The organism is Pseudomonas sp. NPDC096950 (assembly GCF_044762525.1).
Lineage (GTDB): Bacteria > Pseudomonadota > Gammaproteobacteria > Pseudomonadales > Pseudomonadaceae > Aquipseudomonas.
In genome coordinates this window covers 64,274-83,054 of record NZ_JBIWEL010000020.1, presented here as the reverse complement: position 1 = coordinate 83,054, position 18,781 = coordinate 64,274, and the positions used below count along the sequence as shown (strand labels likewise).

Here is an 18,781-nt window from a genome sequence, read left to right as displayed (position 1 = left end):
TTCCCGCCGATACCACTCAGCGCTAGGACTGTGATGGGATTAACAATAGCTTTCCGGTGGTGCTCCTGCTTTCCATATCCAAATGTGCCTTGGCTGCGTCCGCTAATGGGTACTGTGCGCCGATCCTGATATCGAGTTTTCCGGCCAGGATCATGTCGAAAAGTTTGGCGGAATGGTTGCGCAATAACTCTGGCGTACGTACGTGATCCATAAAGGTGGCGTAACCGATCTTTATGCTCTTGGGAAGGCTCATAAGTTCTATCGGGCCCGGTGCACCAAGAACGGGACCGAACCAACAGAAAGTCCCTGATATCCGGAGCGAATCGAGAGACCCTTGGAATGTCTTCGGACCAGAGCCGTCATAAACCACATGTACACCTTGACCGCCCGAAAGTCGGATAACTTCCTCGGCAAAATTGCCCTCCGTGTCGACGATCACATGGTCGGCACCCGATTGTTTTGCATTTGCAATTTTGTCGGGTGAAGAGACCCGTCCAATGACATGCCCACCTTTAAGCTTGATCATTTGAGTCAGCAGCAAACCGAGGCCACCCGATGCTGCATGCACCAAAGCAATGTCACCTGGTTGGACCGAATAGAAATCTGACGTGAAGTGGCTGGCTGTCAGACCCTGCATCATCACCGAAGCGGCGGTTCGATCATCTATTCCTTCTGGGATGGTCACAAGTGAAGAAGCCGGGCAAACGATTTTTTCAGAATAACTACCAGGCACGTAGACCCATGCGACGCGCTGACCGGGTGAAATCCCTGTTACTCCTTCTCCGACAGATAAAACCCGGCCGGCTCCTTCGACTCCAAGGCGCTTGGGGTTTGGCACATCCCGCCAGACACTTCCTTGTCTGGCGCCAATGTCCATGAAGTTGACCCCGGCTGCACGGACCTCTACGAGTACCTGTCCAGCATCGGGAGTAGGGGTCGGAAAACTGACATATTCAATAACTTCAGAGCCACCCGGTTGGACCATGACAATAGCTTTCATATATGCACCTGTTTTGTTGAACGATCATTCCAGAATTGGGTAAAAAAAAGCTCATTTCAGAGCCTTAAGCGTGAGGTGAGAAAGTGCGATCAGTTCGGCCTGGCTCGCCCCACCCCGTGCAGCGATTCGAATCGCCGCCACGTTTGCCAGCAGGAAACCAGCTGCATAATCCGGATCAAGATCATTTGAAAGATCACCACCATTCTTCGCCTCGCGGATACTTTTCACTAATTCGGTGCGTAAAGCTCGACCAGATGGCTCGCGTATTTGATTCAGATCTTCTTCGATACTGCCGAACTCAACAACCGAACTGATGCCAAGGCAAGGGTGATTGGCTTGCGCGACTACTCGTTCAAGCATTTTTTCCAGGCCTTCTATAGCCCTAGAACTCCCTCGCAACAACGCGATATGAGCCCCCGTTTCTGAGGCTCCGTATTTTTTTAGTGCAGAGCAGTACAGCTGCCATTTGCCGTCGAACGTGTCGTAAAGACTCTGTTTACCGATTTTCATCGTAGTCGTCAGCATCTGCGTGGATGACCCCGCAAAGCCATGCTCGCGGAAAACCTCGACTGCCGCGTCAAGCGCTACTTCTATATCGAATTCTTTATATCTGGCCATGGCGAAACCATAAATATATTGGAATGATCAGTCAATAATAATTTTTAGGGCGTGGCAGCCGTTGCGAACTGGTAGAGCGCCACAAATCCCTTGAGGTTTGTATCGATGTGTATTTCCAGGCGGCTCTGATACGGATCGATTTGAACACCCCTGTTTTCGACACAGACCAGATACCTCTCAGGCTTCTAATAGGTTCCATCGAGGCAAACCCAACCGCCTCGGCTCAATTGAACGACCTAGCCATTGAAGCCTTGAGGAGATCACCATGAACACCAAAGCAATCTACGCCGCTTGCCTGTTTGCCGCCCTGAACATCTGCACGTTGTCAGCCCGCGCCGAAGCAGGCGTCTCGCCTGAGACCTACACCTACGGCGCCCACCTGGACATCAAGAAAGTGGTGTCGCTGACACAGGACGCCACACCCACCTGCGGGATTGTGAATGCCCAGATGATCTACCTGGATTCCCAGAGCAAACCCCAGGTCCGGGACTACCGCAAGTTCGCTGACGGCTGCATTGGTGACAACTGAGCCCTCCACTTACCGATTGCTAATCCCCTTTGAAACAGGAGAAAAATCATGAACAACGTGACTCGCTTTTTGACCGCCGCTGCTTTCGCCCTGGCTGGTGCCGCCGCTCATGCTAACGCCGCTGTTGAACAAAGCTCCTGCGGCAGCAGCACCTGCTTCCAGTTGACACCTGTGAACGCGCAGGGCGGTGGTGACTTCCTGGTACAGGACGGCTCGAGCCGTACGCCGCAAGGTCAGTTGGTAGCTGTCGACGGCTCGAGCCGTACGCCGCAAGGTCAGTTGGTAGCTGTCGACGGTTCGAGCCGTACGCCGCAAGGTCAGTTGGTAGCTGCCGACGGTTCGAGCCGTACGCCGCAAGGGCAGTTGGTAGCTGCCGACGGTTCGAGCCGTACGCCGCAAGGGCAGTTGGTAGCTGCCGACGGTTCGAGCCGTACGCCGCAGGGGCAGTTGGTGGCTGCCGACGGTTCGAGTCGTACGCCGCAGGGCCAGTTGGTAGCGGCTGATGGTTCGAGCCGTACGCCGCAAGGGCAGTTGGTAGCTGCCGATGGTTCTAGCCGCACGCCGCAAGGTCAGATGGTGGATAACCAGACGGTTTGAATGATGTCCCTTAAATACCAACATCCCTTGTAGGAGTTGCTTGCCAACGCCTACAAGGGCCCATCTCAAACAAATGACATCCGATCAACTATCCGCCCTCGCTGCCGGACGAACCACGCCGACAGCCCTGCATTTTCCGTTACCGCCGTAGCTCCCACGTATCGTAATCCGGCCGACCTAGCGGGACAGTGAAATTACAGAGTTGCCGCGAGCGATTACGGACCCAACAAGCAGACTCGGGGGGGGAACGATACCTTCGTGCAATCGAGAGGTTACCAAGGGTCTGCTCTGATTCACCAACGCATCTGGCATGCGTCTTCCCATAAAATAAGGAGCTTCAATATGACATCCAAGACAATCCTCTATACCGCTAAAGTGCACACCACAGGTGCTCGCGATGGGGGCACTTCACGAAGCGACGACGGAAAGTTGAATATCAGCCATTCGCTACCGGGTATCAAAGGCAACGGTACCAACCCCGAACAACTCTTCGCGGCTGGCTGGTCAGCATGCTTTGACGGAGCGCTGGGGCTCGCGGCGCGTAAGTTTAACGTCGAGCTTCCGGCCGACGTCGCTATTGATGCCGAAGTCGATCTTTGCCTGGAAGGTGATGCCTATTTCCTGCGTGCTCGGCTTAACATTAGCTTGCCGGGTGTAGAGCGTGACATAGCCCTGCGCCTGATCGATACCGCGCATCAGACATGTCCCTACTCGAAAGCTGTTCGCGGAAATATAGACGTTGTCCTCAATCTCGTCTGAGCGCAGCCCTGACGAAATCCCAAGTATGCGCATGACTACCTGAGGCATTTTCAGGTAGTTGTGTTTTGTCTGCATTTAAGTCAAGAGGTGGTCAACAATCCGCATGGTTTTACTACATTTCGCGCAACACTAGGCCGGCGTTACCTTCGGTTAAATAGTCCTGTTTGGATGAGCTGAAATCGTAATTTCATGTATCTGAGGCTTTCCCGATACGAACTGTTTAATTTGCGGTAGTTAGTGACACATACGGGATACCTTAACGGCGTTAAATGGGACCCATCGCAGCAGCACAAGCTGTCTTGCTGGATCACTCATTCAATAACTGGAGATGTCGTCATGAACTGGAAGAACCTCAGCATCGCTTCACTGTTTGCCATCGTTAGCCTCGGCGCCGTCGCAGCAAATGCGCAGGAGAATGTAACTCCGCACGCCTACATGTACGGCGATCACCTGGACATTGCTAAAGTCACTTCAGACAGCGAATCACCTTCATCAGGTTGCGGTGTCGTTAACGCGCGACTGGCTTATTTAGACTCGGCTGGCAAGTCTAAGGAGCTGGATTATCTTACCGCTGGTCGAGGGTGTGACCAGGACAAATGATGTACATCCCCCCGTAGATGTTGCCTTCAGGAGACCTTTGACACATCCAGTCTCCTTTTTCAGGCTCGTCTGTACGCGTCGGCATTAAACCGTTGCGATGTCAGGTCGCCGGCACCCGTAATCCTGTTTCGGACGCCGGCTTCAGAATTGGCGTCAGGCACAGCATAAAAAGAAGTACCGCAAACAGCATGTCATAAGCCAGGTCGTAGCTTCCGGTATAGTCACGCAGCGCGCCGAAGCAGACGGGGCCCAACGCTGCAATCAGGTAGCCTATGAAAAGCATGAAGACGGTCCAAGCCCCGGCTTCTGCAGGCGTTTTGGAGTTGTCCAGTGGCAACGTCATCCCAACTGTGAAGGACATGCCTAGACCGGTTGCCACAAGTAATACCTAAAGAATCGGCGAAGTTGCTGGAGCAAACGCCATGCCCGCCGTACCAATGAGTGCAAGGACGGTGGTGACGCCCAATAGACCACGACGGTCATGGGCCCTTCCAGGGATCAGGCCAGCACCGACACTTGCGATTGCAAACACCGCTGTAAACAGCCCAAGCAACACTCCGGCGGGCAGGGTCGTTAGAGCGGTTTCGGTAGATGCGGGTGCTAACCAGGCGAAGAGGGCATAGACCACGAATTGACTCGAGCCGAAATACAACGCTACGAGCCACGCTTGCGGATTGCTCCACGGCATCCCGGTTACGGCCGACCGGTTATCAACGGTGTTGACCGTCGGTGCGGAAGCTGCGAACCGTCGGGCCATCCACAACCAGCTTATTACAGCTGTGACGCACAGTAAGCTCCAGATCCCGGCACCCACCCGCCAGCTTTGAGCGAACTCAGTAATGGGCGCAGTGAATAACGCAAAAATAGTTGTTCCTACGCTAAGGCCCGCAGCATAGATACCCATGAAGAATGCTGACCAATGTGGAAAGTGAGCTTTTTATCCAACCGCCGATGAGAGCACCAGCAATTGCGATACCGATACTGACCAGAAATGTACTGAGCAATAGAAAAACGGCATCCGGAGATATTGCCCGCACCAAGCAGGCTGCGCCAAGCAAAACCAGCGCTGCAATTACGCGCATGTGGTTTCTCTCGCCTAAACGGGCTATGTGGATATCCTCGAAGAGTCAGACAAGCTGTAGGGTAGGGTCAGCTGAGCGCAAAGCCCGCCACCTTCTCGGTTGTACAGTATTAAAGAACCTTGAAGTTTTAGCGTTAGTTGTTGCGAAATTGCCAAACCCAGCCCTGTACCACCCGTGTCACGGTTGCGCGAGCTTTCCACGCGATAGAACGGTTTAATCACTTCTGGCAATTGGTCCTCGGGAATTCCTGGACCACGATCCAGGATCTGGATCAACAAGCTCTTGTCCGTTTGGGGCTCTACGTTGATTTGGACCTCTGTGCCAAATTTCAGAGCATTGTCCACAAGATTCACCAGCACTCGCCGCAGTGCATGTGGACGTGTATCGATAACGGTGCCGATTTCCGAGTTCAGAACCACACTTTTTCCAGTATCCAGATAGTCGAATACCAGGCTGTCGAGGAACGAATGCAGATCGAGCCGGCGGCTGGTTTCAGTTGAACCATCCATGCTGCGCGCGTATGCAACCCCTTCCTGGACCAGATGCTGCATCTCGCTCAGGTCCTTACAGAGCTTGTCCTTCTCTACGGAGTCTTCCATAAACTCGGCGCGCAGCTTCATGCGCGTGATGGGAGTCTGCAAATCGTGAGAAATGGCAGCCAGTAGTTGCATTCGCTCTTTTATATGAGTCGCGATGCGTTCCTGCAAGGTATTAAAGGCAACCGCTGCGTAGGCTACTTCTATAGGGCCTGCCTCATCAAGACGAGTTCCTCCCCCGTTCGGATCAAGAGTATCGACTGCCTTTGATAGACGAGTCAGGGGGCGTATTGCAGTTCGTACCGCAAACCAGGTACAGCCGAATAGTAGCAACAGTTGCACGATTAACAGCAACGGTAGCCATGGCGATAGCGGGGATATTTTAGGCCGAACATCAATCGTCAGCGGGCTTCCGTCGCTCAGGCGTAGGTGCGCTTGATAATGCGGACGCAGGTCAGAAATATCAGTAAAGCTAAGGTCGTGATCTTGCCCCAGTGTCGCTTCCATGGAGCGAACAGACGCCGGGGCGGAGGCCATGTTCATCGGCGTACCAGGTTGGCCCTCGTCCAGTTGATAGCGATAGTTGGGATGCTCAAAGCGCGGTAGCCAGTCTTGACGTTCAGCAGCGGGCAGGCGCTCAAGCATTGCCACAGTGGTCGTCAAGTCTTGCTCCAGATTTCCCAGCATCAGTGTCATCGCGCTTTGGTATCGCTCATAAAACTGCAGCCCAAAAGACAGTCCATGAGCTGCTACAAGGCTAACGAGAAAGATCAACGACAGTCGCGAGGCCAACGTTCTTGGCCAACGCAGCGGCGTCATGACTGCTCTCCCAGAATTTCCACCGGATAGGTGAAAACATACCCTTCGCTGCGCACGGTCTTGACGTAGGCTGGGTCGCGGGCGTCGTCCAGCAAGCGTTGACGCAGACGGCTTACCAACAAATCGATGGAGCGATCGAAGAGATCTGCGTCGCGCCCCTGGGTCAGATTGAGCAATTGATCGCGGCTAAGGACGCGTTGGGGGTGATCGACAAATACCCTCAGCAAACGGTATTCCGCGCCGCTTAAGGTGACGATAGTCCCCTCGCCATCGAGCAAATGACGCGCCGTGGTATCTAACCGCCACTTACCAAACGCAAGCAGACGACTAGCCTCGCTGACAATCAAATTGGGTGGCAGCATGCGCGTGCGGCGCAGTACGGCATTGATACGTGCAAGCAGCTCACGGGCTGCGAAGGGTTTAACCAGGTAATCATCAGCTCCCATTTCCAGGCCGATGATGCGGTCGGTTTCTTCGTTGCGTGCGGTCAGCATCAGGACCGGTGTGCTTTTATGTTTGCCTGAACGAAGCTCTCGACATAAGAGCAGTCCATCGTCCCCCGGCATCATGATATCCATCACGATGAGGTCCACGGTGGAAGACTCAAGAAAGGAGCGCATCTGTCGGCCGTCCGCCACGACTGTGGTTCGCAAACCGTTCTTTTTTAGGTAATTACCTACGAGCTCTCGAATCTCGCGATCGTCGTCGACTATCAGAATGTGATCAACGTGTTCCATCTGACTCACCATAGATCCTCAGCATTTCGCCATGTCCCCTAACGAGCGACGTTTTTAGCGATTGGGGGCGCGGCCGTCTATTACATGAAGGTGTAAGTGCTGAAGCCCAGTAACGCGGTCACCTGAAAGAACTGGAACGCGTTTGAATCAGCGGGGCCATCCTACGCCACGAGGTTCTGACCTTCATGCCGCCTCGCGTGACCTGGAACGGCTTCTGATGGCTGAGCCTTTGGGAGGACTGTTTTTGAATCGCTTTGAAATCATTTTCAATGTTGGGTTGGCGGGAGGGGCAAGAGCAAATGGCGCGAGTAACCTTTTTGCTCTTGCTGATAGCGTCTCGATCAAGTTAGTTGTTCAATTGCCTGGGCGACGCCTGATCCGTATTCCGGATCAGCTTGTGTGCAGTGATTGATGTGGCGCTGCTTCGCCTGTGTACTAGCTCCGTGGATCGATCGCGCAGTGTTATCGAACAGCGCCTGTCTCTGAGCCGTGTCCATCAGCCGAAATAGGGCGCCAGGTTGCGTGAAATAATCTTCGTCTTCCCTGTGGTTCCAGTGCCAGGCACTGCCCTGCAGTGATAGAGGCGGCTCACGGAAGTCGGGTTGCTCCACCCATTGTTCATGGCTGTTGGGCTCATATCCGATGGCGCTTCCGGCATTTGCGTCGGTACGCATTTGCCCGTCCCGGTGATAGTTGTTGACTGGGCATCGAGGGGCATTTACCGGAATCTGATGATGATTTACGCCCACGCGATAGCGTTGCGCATCGCCATAGGAAAACAATCGAGCCTGAAGCATTTTGTCTGGTGAGAAGCTGATGCCAGGCACGACGTTGGCAGGGTTGAAGGCGGCTTGTTCGACGTCGACAAAGTAGTTGTCCGGGTTGCGGTTGAGCTCAAGGACACCGACTTCGATCAGGGGATGATCTTTATGCGGCCAGACCTTGGTCAAATCGAAAGGATTGATCGGATAAGACCCAGCTTCCGCTTCTGGCATTATTTGAACGTAGAGTTTCCATTGGGGAAAGCGACCTTCCTCAATGCTGGTGTACAAATCCCGTTGCGCGCTTTCGCGATCATCGCCGACCAGTTCACAGGCTTGCTGATCAGTCAGGTTTTTGATGCCTTGTTGGGTTTTCCAGGTGAACTTCACCCAAAAACGTTCGTTCGCCGGACTAATGAAACTGAACGTATGGCTGCCGAATCCGTGCATGTGTCGATAGGAGTGCGGTAGTCCGCGGTCGCTCATAACGATCGTGACCTGATGCAACGCCTCGGGCAGTAGTGTCCAGAAATCCCAGTTGTTTCTGGCACTACGCATATTTGTACGTGGATCACGTTTGACTGCGTGATTGAGGTCTGGAAACTTCAACGGATCCCGCAGAAAAAACACAGGTGTGTTGTTGCCCACCAGATCCCAGTTGCCTTGGCCGGTATAAAATTTGATGGCAAACCCGCGAATGTCACGCTCGGCGTCGGCGGCTCCACGTTCGCCAGCCACGGTAGAAAATCGGACGAATACATCCGTGGTCTTACCAATGCTCGAAAATAAGTCTGCTTTTGTGTAGCGGGTGATGTCGTGAGTAACCGTGAAAGTGCCGAATGCGCCTGAGCCCTTTGCGTGCATCCGGCGTTCAGGAATAACTTCACGGTCAAAGTGCGCCAACTTCTCTAGCAGCCAAACGTCCTGCAATAACACGGGTCCTCTAGGACCAGCCGTTTGAGAGTTGTTGTTATCGCCCACCGGCGCGCCGGCTGCTGTCGTCAATTTTTTCATTATCGGACCCTTGCTTTTATGGTTGTTGAAAAAGCCTGCATAAGATGTGCTGGTCAGGGAAAACGCGCGGCACCCGACATAACGGCCGCCATGGCCCGAAATTCCGCGCTTCTGACGTTCTTTGGCGTGTATCTGAAGGGGGAAAATGATTAGCACTGAGCTCAGAGGAGACTGAGCTGAACCTCGACATTGCCGCGGACGGCTTTGGAGTAAGGGCATGTCTGGTGGGCGGTGTAGATCAGTTTGTGCGCTACCTCGCGATCCAGTCCCGGCAAGCTGACGGTCAACCGAGCGCATAGAAAGTACGCCTCTCCACTGAGACAAAGATCGACCTCGGCATCGATAGAGACGTCAACCGGTAGTGACACCTTCTGCTTCAGTGCCGCCAGGCCCAGCGCCGCGTCGAAACAGGCAGACCAACTAGCTGCAAAAAGCTGTTCCGAGTTCGTCCCGCTGCTATCGAAACCCGGTAGCGAGTGCCTGATGTTCAAGCAGCCGTCATCACTGCGAGAGTAACCACCGTCGCGAAACCCTTTGGTGTGAACCCTGACGGTATACAGCGCTCTTCCGGCCACCATCTCTGTCTCCTGATCGACGAACGGGTTGGCATTTTCCAGTGTCCCTGTCACTTAGGTCTGGATCATAGTCAGGAGTAATCAGAACAGAGCATTCAAATCGGGACGATTACACGATGGTATTGGCCAAGTGCCGGATGGGGGTGATCAACACAGGATCTTGTTATTCCGTAACTTGAAAAAAGCGAAGCCTGAGGGGGAGCGTCCAACTGGTGAATGTCAATCAGTAATCAAATTTGATGACTCGGACCGATACTTATGTGTAAGAGAACGGTGCGTGGCTTTCGCCTAAGACAATTCCAACGATGGTCTAAATTCCACCTGCGATGCCGTCGCCAATCAAAATGGCCTGTAATACGTCCTTCTAAATCACATAGCCTTGCAATTCGATGCTATATGGCGAATGCGGTACTTAACGGCTGTCCAGAACTTGGCGCGGCAATGGCTTCAACTGCGGTTGTTCCTGTAGTCAAAAACTTTACTTGGAGGAGTTTATAAGATAGCCAGAGCAGTGTAGGACTTTGTCGTTGAAGCCTTGCGAGGCGCAGGAGTGAAGCGCATCTATGGTGTCGTAGGCGATTCGCTCAACGGATTTACGGATGCACTGCGCCGGGATGAATCCATCGACTGGGTTCATATGCGCAACGAAGAAGCAGCTGCGTTTGCTGCCGGCGCAGAAGCACACCTTGCCGGCGAACTGACGGTTTGTGCGGGTAGCTGCGGCCCCGGTAGCCTTCACCTCATCAACGGGCTTTTCGATGCTCACCGAAGCCGTGTAACTGTATTGGCGATTGCAGCCGGGATCGAATACTTCCAGGCGACGCCCCCGGAAGTACTGTTCAAGGGATGCAGCCATTACGTTGAATTGGTTTCCCGACCTGATCAGCTCCCTCAGGTGTTGGAGCGCGCGATGCGTGCGGCGTTCTCAAAAAAAGGGGTAGCAGTAGTGGTGCTACCGGGGGACGTCGCTTTGCAGCCTATCCTGTTGCCGGTCCCGCGTTGGCTTGTGCCCAGCGAGCCTGTCATCCATCCCCACCAGGAAGAGCTTGAGCGGCTCGCTTTCATGCTGAATAAAGGCAAAAAAATCACCCTGCTTTGCGGGGCGCGTTGCGCGGGCGCGCAGGAGGACATCTTGAGCTTGGCTCAAAAGCTGAAAGCTCCTGTTTTACACGCGCTTCGTGGCAAGGAATTCATTGAATACGACAACCCTATGATGTCGGAATGACTGGGTTAATCGGGTTCTCATCAGGCTACGCCGCTATGAAGGATTGCGTTACTTTACTGATGCTGGGCGCTGACTTTCCTTACCGGCAGTTTTACCCAAGAGACGCGCGCATTTTCCAGGTTGATATTCGCGCTGAAGCACTTGGTAACCGCTGCAGCTTAGACATGGGTTTGGTTGGCCAGGTGAAACCAACACTCGAGGTACTGCTTCCTCTGCTAGTGGAGCACAATGACCGCGGTCATCTTGATGCTGCTCTGAAGCACTACAGGGAAACTCGCGCAGACCTGGACGCGCTGGCGGAAGAAGGCTCAGACGGCACGATGATTCACCCGCAGTACGTGACCCGCCTGGTCAGTGAACTAGCGTCTGAAGATGCCATTTTTACCTGTGATGTCGGCACTCCAACTGCTTTGGCTGCACGCTATTTGAAAATGAACGACAAACGCCGCCTCATCGGTTCGTTCAACCACTGCTCTATGGCCAATGCAATGCTGCAGGCTATCGGTGCGCAGTGCGCGTTCATTGGTCGTCAAGTCGTCTCCATGTCTGGCGATGGTGGCTTTGCAATGATGATGGGCGATGTCCTGACATTGAGGCAGATGAAACTGCCGGTGAAAATCATCGTGCTTAACAACGGCACGTTGGAGTTTGTGGAAATGGAGATGAAAGCCCACGGTTTCTTGGACGTCGGTTGTGAACTGGAGAACCCGAACTATGCCGCAATGGCACAAGCAATCGGTTTCAAGGGCATCCGGGTTGAAAAAAGTTCGGATTTGGCCGGTGCATTGGAGGAAGCGTTTCGTCATCCGGGCCCCGTGGTGGTGGACGTTGTCAGCGAAAGACAAGAACTGATCATGCCGCCAAAAACCACATTTGCCGAAGCGCAAGGTTTCGGGCTTTTCATGCTGAAAGCTGTCCTTGATGGCCGGCCAAACAGCTCATCAATCTAGCCAAAGTGAACCTGTTTCGATAATCATCAGGATTTGAGCCGGTCGCGAATACGCTGGCTCTACAGACGTCGATCTTGCGGGTACCGTGCCCGGTTCCTTCGCGCCGATTGAAATAAATTCAAGTTCGAAAATCATTATCCGTCTGCGTGGCACACCACATACAGCACCACCTTATCATCACAAAGAACAATAGACAGTCGATAGCGTAGACGCTGGAATACAGACCTCTAATAGCTACTGACTTATCAACCATACTTACTGGTTCAGAGAGATAATATGCGTATTGTGTTCTGTGGCGAGACTTTTCCCGATACTGCAGAGGCACTTCGGCAAGCGTTGCCAGCCGATGCCGGTGATGAAGTGATTGTGTGGTCAGGAGAGGATCTAAAGACGCTTCCCGACAACATAGATGTATTGATTCCAAAAATGCACGGTGTCGATTCTCGCCTGCTTGAGACAAGCCGCTGCCGCCTTGTGCAGTAATGGGGGGTCGGTCTGGAAGGCGTTGACGTTCTTGCTGCAGATGAGTTAGGGATTCCAGTGGCTAACGTCCCGGCCAATGGAGGCAACGCAGACTCCGTTGCGGAACATGCGGTGCTTTTGATATTGGCGTTGCTTCGAAATCTGACACAAGCTCAACTTAATGTGCGCAACGGTGTATTAGGGGCGCCATCAGGGGAGATGTTGGCAGGACGTACAGTTTGCCTTTACGGCTTAGGAGCAATTGCATTGCCGCTGGCTCGGCGCCTCAAATCTTTTGATGTCAACTTGATCGGCCTGACGCGACAGTTCAGTGCTACAAAGATGGCAGAATTTGGCTTGGATGAATGTTACTCGCTCGACGAAAAAGCGGCCTGTCTAAAACAGGCTGACATATTGGTCATCTGCGCCCGCCTTACTCCCGAAACCCGCAATAGCATTGGTGCCGATGAAATTTCCTATCTCCCCTCTGGAGCATTGCTTATCAACGTGGCGCGTGGAGGTCTCGTTGAGGAAGCTGCGTTAATCGAAGCACTTCATTCGGGGCACTTGGGGGGGGCAGGGATAGATGTTTATTGGCGGGAACCCATAGATACTCAGCATCCGCTTTTGCAAATGAATAACGTAGTCGCAACACCCCATATTGCTGGCATCACACTCGACTCGCTCAAAGATATCGCAGCAGGCGTTGCGGCCAATATCAATCGCCTGCGCGCGGGTTTGCCCCTGCTAGGGTTGGCGAACCCTTGAACTACCGAATGATACAGCTAGCAGAGCCTATACCTGATGAGAATCATCAAGCCCTTAGGGGCGATTGGTCCTCGGTCTTCGATCATCTTCAAGTCTCATTTTGAAGCTATGGCGAGGTTTACGTTCGCCGGTTTTGAAGAACTGCTCAACAGATGTATTCCCAAAATCGAGGTGTCCGCGGAAATTAGGCCACGGCTAGAAAGTCGAGAGCATCCCGGCGCTGCCGACCTGACGCTGTGACGCATGCTGCAGGCGGCGCGCGTTGCTCGGTGCCCGGTGCCTGGCCCTACACCGTCGGCCCCTCCCAATCCGCTCAGTTATAGCGAGGTAAGTGAATGTGGTAGGGACTTCTAATGCGACGTTGAGCATAGACACCACACTACTAGATTGAGTGGGAACTGGATTGAGATTGCCTACCGAAGCCCGAAGCTGAATGAGCCTTTTTCAGGACAGTTTTTATCCTTCACTTTCTTTGCAAGCCCAACGTCCCTCAGTTCAGTGCAAATTTGGGCAATGTTCTTGGGCGAGACATAGAGGTTATTTGAGAACCAGGCTCGCTTGGCCAATGAAAGCTTTTCGAGCGCCCCTCCAGCCTTCAGGACACGAAGCACCACGGTCGCGCAACTCTTGCGCAACATCTGATAATGCGCATCCGGCTTACTGCGGATTTTCAGCCATGCCGAGCGCATCGCCTGCAAGTTGAGTCCGTGCAGGATGTAAACCACATGCGGCTTTGCGCCTTCAGCCTTGACATCTTCTTCCAAAAAAAACTTTCGACCCTGCTTCAGTTTGTTAATCGGTGTGCCTCCACCATCCGGCCACCAACTAATGTAATTAACGTTATATAACTCAATGAACTCCTTGTTTCTAGCGCGATCACCATCATTGCGAAAGCTGTCGTAGGCTTGCTCGGCGAATCTGCCAAACACCGGGTTGCCTATGTACATGGCCGCGTGCCCAATGTTTCCATCGTCGGGGTACCAGATATACACGATCGCAGTAATCAAAGAGTTGCTCATGCCTTACTCCGAGTATGCCAGGTTAGGTGTGATAACAGTGACCGTTCGTTAACCGCCATAGATGGGGCTCTTGAGGTTTATCCCATCCATGTCTCGGTAACGTATCTGAATGGGGCGGCCGTTGAACTCAAATGAAAAGGGCCCTCCCCAGTTCAAGAGCTGCAGGTCCAATACTTCCCAGCCGACAGAGTGGCCGATCCCTATGCAGTCATTTTTGTTGCCGGCTGCCATATAAGCGGAGCCATGATGATTGCCCACAAAGATCATGGCGTGGATCAATTGCAAATCGCTGTCATGAATGCGGAAAAACCCCAAAATGCTTCCAGGAGGCACTTCAAGAAGATTATTTAGTTGATTGACGATGGGCGCATGGAACGGGACGAAGTGATCGAATCGGGTGCCGGCGATGCTCCTTTTCATTCTGGCTTGTTCAGCAGGATTGATTGCACCCGCCACGTTCGCGCATTCGATTACGGCGTCCCAACACATTTTTGAACTGAAGGAATCGTATGAACTCCCCCGTTGATTTATCCAGACATCTACGGCTTTCCTGGCAATCTTTGCGCCTTTTTTCAAGTTCAAATCCTCCAATTTGGTTTGCAACGGTAGTTGTGCCGTGTCGATTTTTGCGCACTTAAGAATCCTGTCGCTGCAATAGAACATTTGAGGAACTGATTTTATTCCTGCACACTGGAAGGAAAAATTCGCCGGCGCGATACCGGGCGCAAGGAGCGCCTTCGTCGGTAATACCGCATTCTTGGAACTGACGATGTTTGTAATGGCGGATGAAGCGCCATTCAAATTAAGTGACGTATCGGTTCGGGGAGGGGGTCAGATGACTCCGCACGCCATGCGCTCACCGCCGCCACCTAGTGGTTTTGGCATGTCGGAATGGTTGTCGCCACCGGCATGGATCATCAGTGCATGGCCCCTGATCTGCGAAAGGGTCTTAAAGCGCGGCGCGAGCGCGGGGTAGTTGGCGACGCCGTCGTGGGTCACGTAGACCGCCGGCAGATCGCCCAGATGACCATCGGCGTAAGGCCCCAGGTGCTTGCCGGTTTTCTGTGGATCGAAGTGGCCTCCGGCGGCGAGCGCGGCGACTTTCACGTCATCCTTCACACCGGGCTCGCAACTGCCGTTTTCGTGCACATGAAACCCGTGGACGCCGGCCGGCAGCGATTGCAGCTTAGGCGTAAAGATCAGGCCATAGGCCGTTTCATCGATCTTGATAGAACCGATCGCTTGCGGCGCACCGTCGGCGCTCACCAGATTCATAGAGACTTCGAGGGAGGACGCGTGAGCGGTACCGAGTGCGAGGGCGCCATACATACCAAAGCACAGTGAGCGTTTCATGGGATGCTTTCCTTGAGAGTTGTTGCACATTTTTTTGGTGTAAACCTGCTGCACGCTTGGGTAAGCGTCCGATGTACAGGACGTTGGCCATGCCTGATGGTTGGGCAGAGTAGGAAAGTAAGATCGGTGCGGCAACACAAAAATTTTGTGAGTTTCTATGGGAAATTGCTATGGAATAGAAACCCACTTTCAGGTGTTTTCTAACTAGGGCCGTTCGTTTGTAGATCGAGCGATTGTCGATCAGGTAAAGGCCGGTCGATAGTGTTAGGTGGCCTGAGTGAGAAGGGAGGCAGCATCGATGTCGATGTAACCGGCGACGGCACGATGCTTAGCGAGAGGTATCTGATTCATGGCGAGGGCGGGGCAGGGGTTTCTTGTCGACCGGGTTGAACAGAGCGCCGATCGCTTGTCGCGCGCGGGACAAGCGACTCATCACTGTGCCCATTGGCACATCGAGAATTTCTGCCGCTTCCTTGTAGCTGAACTGTTCGACGCCAACCAGCAGCATCACTTCGCGTTGGGCTTCGGGAAGGCTGTTAACGGCGGTGAGGATCTGGTGGTGCATCATATCGGATTCGGGCGTTGAGGCTTCGGGGTCGCTGACCGTGTCCAGGATGTTTTCGTCCCAGCTGGAGCGCGAGCGGCCGCGTATATTGCGCGAGCGCATTTCGTTGATCCAGGTCGAGTGGACGATCGAAAACATCCAGCTCAGCACCGAACTGTCTGGCTGGAGCTGATGGGCACGCTCCAGGGCCCGGACGCAGGCGAGCTGAACCAGATCTTCGGCGTCATGTTTGTCGCCGGTAATTCGCAGAGCGAACGTCCATAATCGCGGCAATAGCTCTGGGAGGAGTGCCGGTAAATCTGCACCGGTGATCGACATATTTCCTCTTTTTTATATCGTGGTGCCTGAGATGGAGTGGGTGAGCGTGAATACTCGTCAACGGGCCGTACAGGGCCATGTTTTTCCATTGGCACTGGGGGTACCGGTTTGTTACTTAATCGATACAGTGGCGGGATTGTGCCATCCTCAAAGACAAAAACCTATCCACATACGCCGGTACACAAAACATTTATACTGCGCTTTAGACAACGTTTGATTTGAGAGCCTTTACAGCGTTTACTGCTGTTGGGCTGCGCAAACTGATGCCAATATAGTGGCTAGCTGCGTTATGAGTGAACGGATGTTCGACTCACGAGGCTGAAAAAGATACGCGTAATGAATAATGGAGATGATAAGTGACCATCATGGTAGTGGATGACGCCTTGCTTCTGGCTTATGTTGACGGTGAGTTGTCGCCGAAGCAGTGCCAGGAAATCGAGCAACTCATGGAGGATTCTCCAGTAGTCGCCGAGAGCGTGCTTCGCTTGATGGCTTCATCGCTGCCGTACCCCGAAGCTTTTGCCCGTCAGGCCATTCCGGCGGTGCCTGAGAGCCTGGTGCAAAAGATTGAAGCGCTGTCGAAGCAACCGCTTCCACCACACCCTGTCGCGCAGCCCTCCCGACAAACCTCGCAGTCAGTCACCGGCCTGTTCAATCGGCTATTCGGTCAGCCGCGCCTCGGTTGGCTGGCTGTTGCGTTCGCCACTGGGGCCACCTGTTATGGCCTGGTGCTGCAGGCCGGTTTCCTCGGTAATGCCGCGCGTACCGACAGTCTGGTGCAGGCACCGGTCATGGCGCAAAACCAGGTGTCGCCGTGGGTCCAACAAGCCGCGTCGTACCAGCAGTTGTATACCCGCGATACCGTCAATCTGGTTACGCCTGACGCCAGCGTCGTGGCCAAAACGGTCAGCGACATTCGTCAAGTCGATGGCTTGGCTCTGCGTATTCCCGATCTCAGTTCCGCTGGCTTGACGTTCAAAGGTGTACAGCGCCTGCGCTTCAATAAAAAAGCGCTGGTGCAATTGGTTTATTTGCCGGCCAATGGCGCGCCGATTGCGCTCTGCATGATGAAAGAGCCCAAGCCCGATCAGTCACCTGCTCAGATGCGTGTTGCAGAAATGAACGTTGTTGTCTGGCGACAGTCTGAACTCGGCTACGCCCTGATAGGCGAGCCGGAAGGGGTTGATCTCAACGCCATCGCTCGCTTGGTAGCGGACCGCAGCGCAGGCCAACTGTTCGCTGCCCGGCCTGCTCCGCTATGGATAGCTGATACGCGCGAGTAAGACCGCAGGAGGCGGCATCGCCCATGATGCCGGACTCCTGGACGTTTCGATGACTGACAATAAAATCATGCGTATTGCTGCCACTGTAGTGGCATCTGTCATTGTACTGGTCTGCTGTGGCGCCGCCGTCGTGGATCCCGATTGGCCGACGGGGCTGCTCCCTACCTCCCCAAGCGCCAGGCAGATGGTCGACGAGTTCGAAGCTGTTTCTGGCCCGCATCCGGGCTTTCGCCGCAATCATGCCAAAGGCATGTGCGTCAGCGGCCAGTTTGAAAGTAACGGTAACGCGGCCACCTATTCCAAAGCCTCCTTTTTCAAACCAGGCACCTACCCGGTGATCGGTCGTCTGTCGATCATCGGCGGCGACCCGGCAATCAATGATGCGCGCGGTAACCTGCGTAGCCTGGCGTTGCAAATGAGCAGTGACGGTCGAGCCTGGAAAACCTCCATGAATTCGATTCCGGTGTTTCCGGTGAACACCCCTGAGGCGCTGTTCGAGCAATTGAGTGCATCGGTACCGGACAAAAACACTGGCCGCACTGACCCGATGCGCGTCCAGGCCTTCCGCGACCAACACCCGGAAACCCAAGCGTTTCGTGAATGGCTGGATAAACACCCGCCGTCCTCCGGCTACGACAACGGCACCTATTACAGCGTCAACGCGTTCCGCTTCGTCGATGAGCAGGGGCAGACGAACACCGTGCGCTGGAGCATGGAGCCGGAAACGCCCTATGCGCCGCAGTTTGACGGCTCAGCCAGCAGCAGTGACCCGGACAAGTTGTCGTATTCCCTGGCCTCACGCCTGGAACAGGCACCGGTGCGCTGGCACCTGATCATCACCCTGGCCGAGCCCGGCGACCCTAGCGCCGACGCCACCCGACTGTGGCCCGCCGAGCGCCGGCGCATTGATGCCGGCGTGCTGGTGATCGACACCCACCAATCCCAGGTGGACGGTCCCTGCCGCGACATCGATTTCAATCCGTTGGTGCTGCCGGCAGGCATCGAACCCTCAGACGACCCGCTGCTGTTGGCCCGGGCCGCAGCGTACGCCGAATCACGCAATCGTCGCCTGCGTGAATCCCGATCGCCCCAGAGCGATCATTCCAAGCCGTCCGCTGCGGCGCATTTCCAAGCCTACGAACCCCTCTGAAGCGTTTTCTGAAAGTTTTTTCCGTGCCAACGGAATAAAGCCTGACGATTGGTTGTTATAC

20 protein-coding genes and 1 pseudogene are annotated in these 18,781 nt (G+C 54.1%); 9 read left to right on the top strand and 12 right to left on the bottom strand.

The window, feature by feature from the left end; translation table 11 throughout:
* Nucleotides 1-22: 22 nt before the first annotated feature.
* Both ACIQY3_RS25470 and ACIQY3_RS25465 read right to left on the bottom strand, forming a co-directional pair.
* Nucleotides 23-1,000 carry a quinone oxidoreductase family protein gene (locus ACIQY3_RS25470; RefSeq protein ID WP_403025221.1) on the bottom strand — a complete coding sequence of 326 codons (978 nt, stop codon included), beginning with the start codon at nt 998-1,000 and terminating at the stop codon, nt 23-25.
* Between the two features lie 51 nt (nt 1,001-1,051).
* Nucleotides 1,052-1,618, bottom strand: a complete 567-nt coding sequence (locus tag ACIQY3_RS25465) for a TetR/AcrR family transcriptional regulator (protein ID WP_403025218.1) — start codon at nt 1,616-1,618, stop codon at nt 1,052-1,054.
* A gap of 265 nt (nt 1,619-1,883) precedes the next feature.
* On the opposite strand from ACIQY3_RS25465, the gene ACIQY3_RS25460 reads away from it, so the two are divergent.
* The 4 genes from ACIQY3_RS25460 (at nt 1,884) to ACIQY3_RS25445 (ending at nt 4,103) form a co-directional block, all read left to right on the top strand.
* A complete protein-coding gene (locus tag ACIQY3_RS25460; protein ID WP_403025215.1) occupies nt 1,884-2,147 on the top strand; it encodes a DUF2790 domain-containing protein in 264 nt (87 codons plus the stop codon).
* Between the two features lie 48 nt (nt 2,148-2,195).
* A complete protein-coding gene (locus ACIQY3_RS25455) occupies nt 2,196-2,744 on the top strand; it encodes a hypothetical protein (protein WP_403025212.1) in 549 nt (182 codons plus the stop codon).
* Nucleotides 2,745-3,086: 342 nt separating this feature from the next.
* Entirely contained in the window at nt 3,087-3,503 is a 417-nt protein-coding gene (locus ACIQY3_RS25450; RefSeq protein WP_403025209.1) for an organic hydroperoxide resistance protein, read from the top strand.
* Nucleotides 3,504-3,839: 336 nt separating this feature from the next.
* Nucleotides 3,840-4,103, top strand: a complete 264-nt coding sequence (locus ACIQY3_RS25445) for a DUF2790 domain-containing protein (protein ID WP_403025206.1) — start codon at nt 3,840-3,842, stop codon at nt 4,101-4,103.
* 100 nt (nt 4,104-4,203) lie between these two features.
* On the opposite strand, the gene ACIQY3_RS25440 is transcribed toward ACIQY3_RS25445, so the two are convergent.
* The 6 genes from ACIQY3_RS25440 to ACIQY3_RS25415 all read right to left on the bottom strand — a co-directional run bounded on the left by ACIQY3_RS25440 (nt 4,204) and on the right by ACIQY3_RS25415 (nt 9,630).
* A complete protein-coding gene (locus ACIQY3_RS25440) occupies nt 4,204-4,464 on the bottom strand; it encodes a hypothetical protein (RefSeq protein WP_403025203.1) in 261 nt (86 codons plus the stop codon).
* A gap of 27 nt (nt 4,465-4,491) precedes the next feature.
* Nucleotides 4,492-5,007, bottom strand: a complete 516-nt coding sequence (locus ACIQY3_RS25435) for an MFS transporter (protein WP_403025200.1) — start codon at nt 5,005-5,007, stop codon at nt 4,492-4,494.
* Between the two features lie 201 nt (nt 5,008-5,208).
* Nucleotides 5,209-6,540: a sensor histidine kinase gene (locus ACIQY3_RS25430; protein WP_403025197.1), complete on the bottom strand. Its 1,332-nt coding sequence runs from the start codon at nt 6,538-6,540 to the stop codon at nt 5,209-5,211.
* The gene (locus tag ACIQY3_RS25425; protein WP_403025194.1) at nt 6,537-7,277 is read right to left on the bottom strand and encodes a response regulator; all 741 of its coding nucleotides are present in this window, start codon (nt 7,275-7,277) and stop codon (nt 6,537-6,539) included. Before ACIQY3_RS25425 ends, ACIQY3_RS25430 begins: the two co-directional genes overlap by 4 nt.
* 341 nt (nt 7,278-7,618) lie before the next feature.
* Entirely contained in the window at nt 7,619-9,052 is a 1,434-nt protein-coding gene (locus ACIQY3_RS25420; protein WP_403025189.1) for a catalase, read from the bottom strand.
* A 161-nt stretch (nt 9,053-9,213) separates the two neighbouring features.
* Nucleotides 9,214-9,630, bottom strand: coding sequence for an Ohr family peroxiredoxin (locus ACIQY3_RS25415; protein WP_403025359.1), 417 nt, complete (start codon nt 9,628-9,630; stop codon nt 9,214-9,216).
* Nucleotides 9,631-10,162: 532 nt separating this feature from the next.
* Between ACIQY3_RS25415 and poxB the strand changes: the two are divergent.
* From poxB to ACIQY3_RS25400, 3 genes and pseudogenes are all read left to right on the top strand, one after another.
* Nucleotides 10,163-11,825 (top strand): annotated as a pseudogene (poxB, locus tag ACIQY3_RS25410) (ubiquinone-dependent pyruvate dehydrogenase).
* A gap of 253 nt (nt 11,826-12,078) precedes the next feature.
* On the top strand, nt 12,079-12,285 hold the full coding sequence (locus ACIQY3_RS25405) for a hypothetical protein (RefSeq protein WP_403025186.1): 207 nt from the start codon (nt 12,079-12,081) through the stop codon (nt 12,283-12,285).
* Nucleotides 12,286-12,297: 12 nt separating this feature from the next.
* Nucleotides 12,298-13,032 (top strand): NAD(P)-dependent oxidoreductase, encoded by a 735-nt coding sequence (locus ACIQY3_RS25400; RefSeq protein WP_403025354.1) that lies wholly within the window; start codon nt 12,298-12,300, stop codon nt 13,030-13,032.
* A 413-nt stretch (nt 13,033-13,445) separates the two neighbouring features.
* Here ACIQY3_RS25400 and ACIQY3_RS25395 read toward each other — a convergent pair whose 3' ends face one another.
* The 4 genes from ACIQY3_RS25395 to ACIQY3_RS25380 all read right to left on the bottom strand — a co-directional run bounded on the left by ACIQY3_RS25395 (nt 13,446) and on the right by ACIQY3_RS25380 (nt 16,287).
* Nucleotides 13,446-14,051, bottom strand: coding sequence for a hypothetical protein (locus ACIQY3_RS25395; RefSeq protein WP_403025183.1), 606 nt, complete (start codon nt 14,049-14,051; stop codon nt 13,446-13,448).
* A gap of 48 nt (nt 14,052-14,099) precedes the next feature.
* On the bottom strand, nt 14,100-14,852 hold the full coding sequence (locus tag ACIQY3_RS25390; protein WP_403025180.1) for a hypothetical protein: 753 nt from the start codon (nt 14,850-14,852) through the stop codon (nt 14,100-14,102).
* Nucleotides 14,853-14,882: 30 nt separating this feature from the next.
* Complete coding sequence (sodC, locus tag ACIQY3_RS25385) at nt 14,883-15,404, bottom strand: superoxide dismutase [Cu-Zn] SodC (RefSeq protein WP_403025177.1); 522 nt, start codon at nt 15,402-15,404, stop codon at nt 14,883-14,885.
* Nucleotides 15,405-15,732: 328 nt separating this feature from the next.
* On the bottom strand, nt 15,733-16,287 hold the full coding sequence (locus tag ACIQY3_RS25380; RefSeq protein ID WP_403025174.1) for an RNA polymerase sigma factor: 555 nt from the start codon (nt 16,285-16,287) through the stop codon (nt 15,733-15,735).
* Nucleotides 16,288-16,652: 365 nt separating this feature from the next.
* Here ACIQY3_RS25380 and ACIQY3_RS25375 point away from each other — a divergent pair, with 365 nt between their 5' ends.
* Together ACIQY3_RS25375 and ACIQY3_RS25370 are read left to right on the top strand one after the other, a co-directional pair.
* The gene (locus tag ACIQY3_RS25375; RefSeq protein WP_403025350.1) at nt 16,653-17,570 is read left to right on the top strand and encodes an anti-sigma factor family protein; all 918 of its coding nucleotides are present in this window, start codon (nt 16,653-16,655) and stop codon (nt 17,568-17,570) included.
* 49 nt (nt 17,571-17,619) lie between these two features.
* Entirely contained in the window at nt 17,620-18,720 is a 1,101-nt protein-coding gene (locus ACIQY3_RS25370; protein ID WP_403025171.1) for a catalase family peroxidase, read from the top strand.
* Nucleotides 18,721-18,781 lie beyond the last annotated feature (61 nt).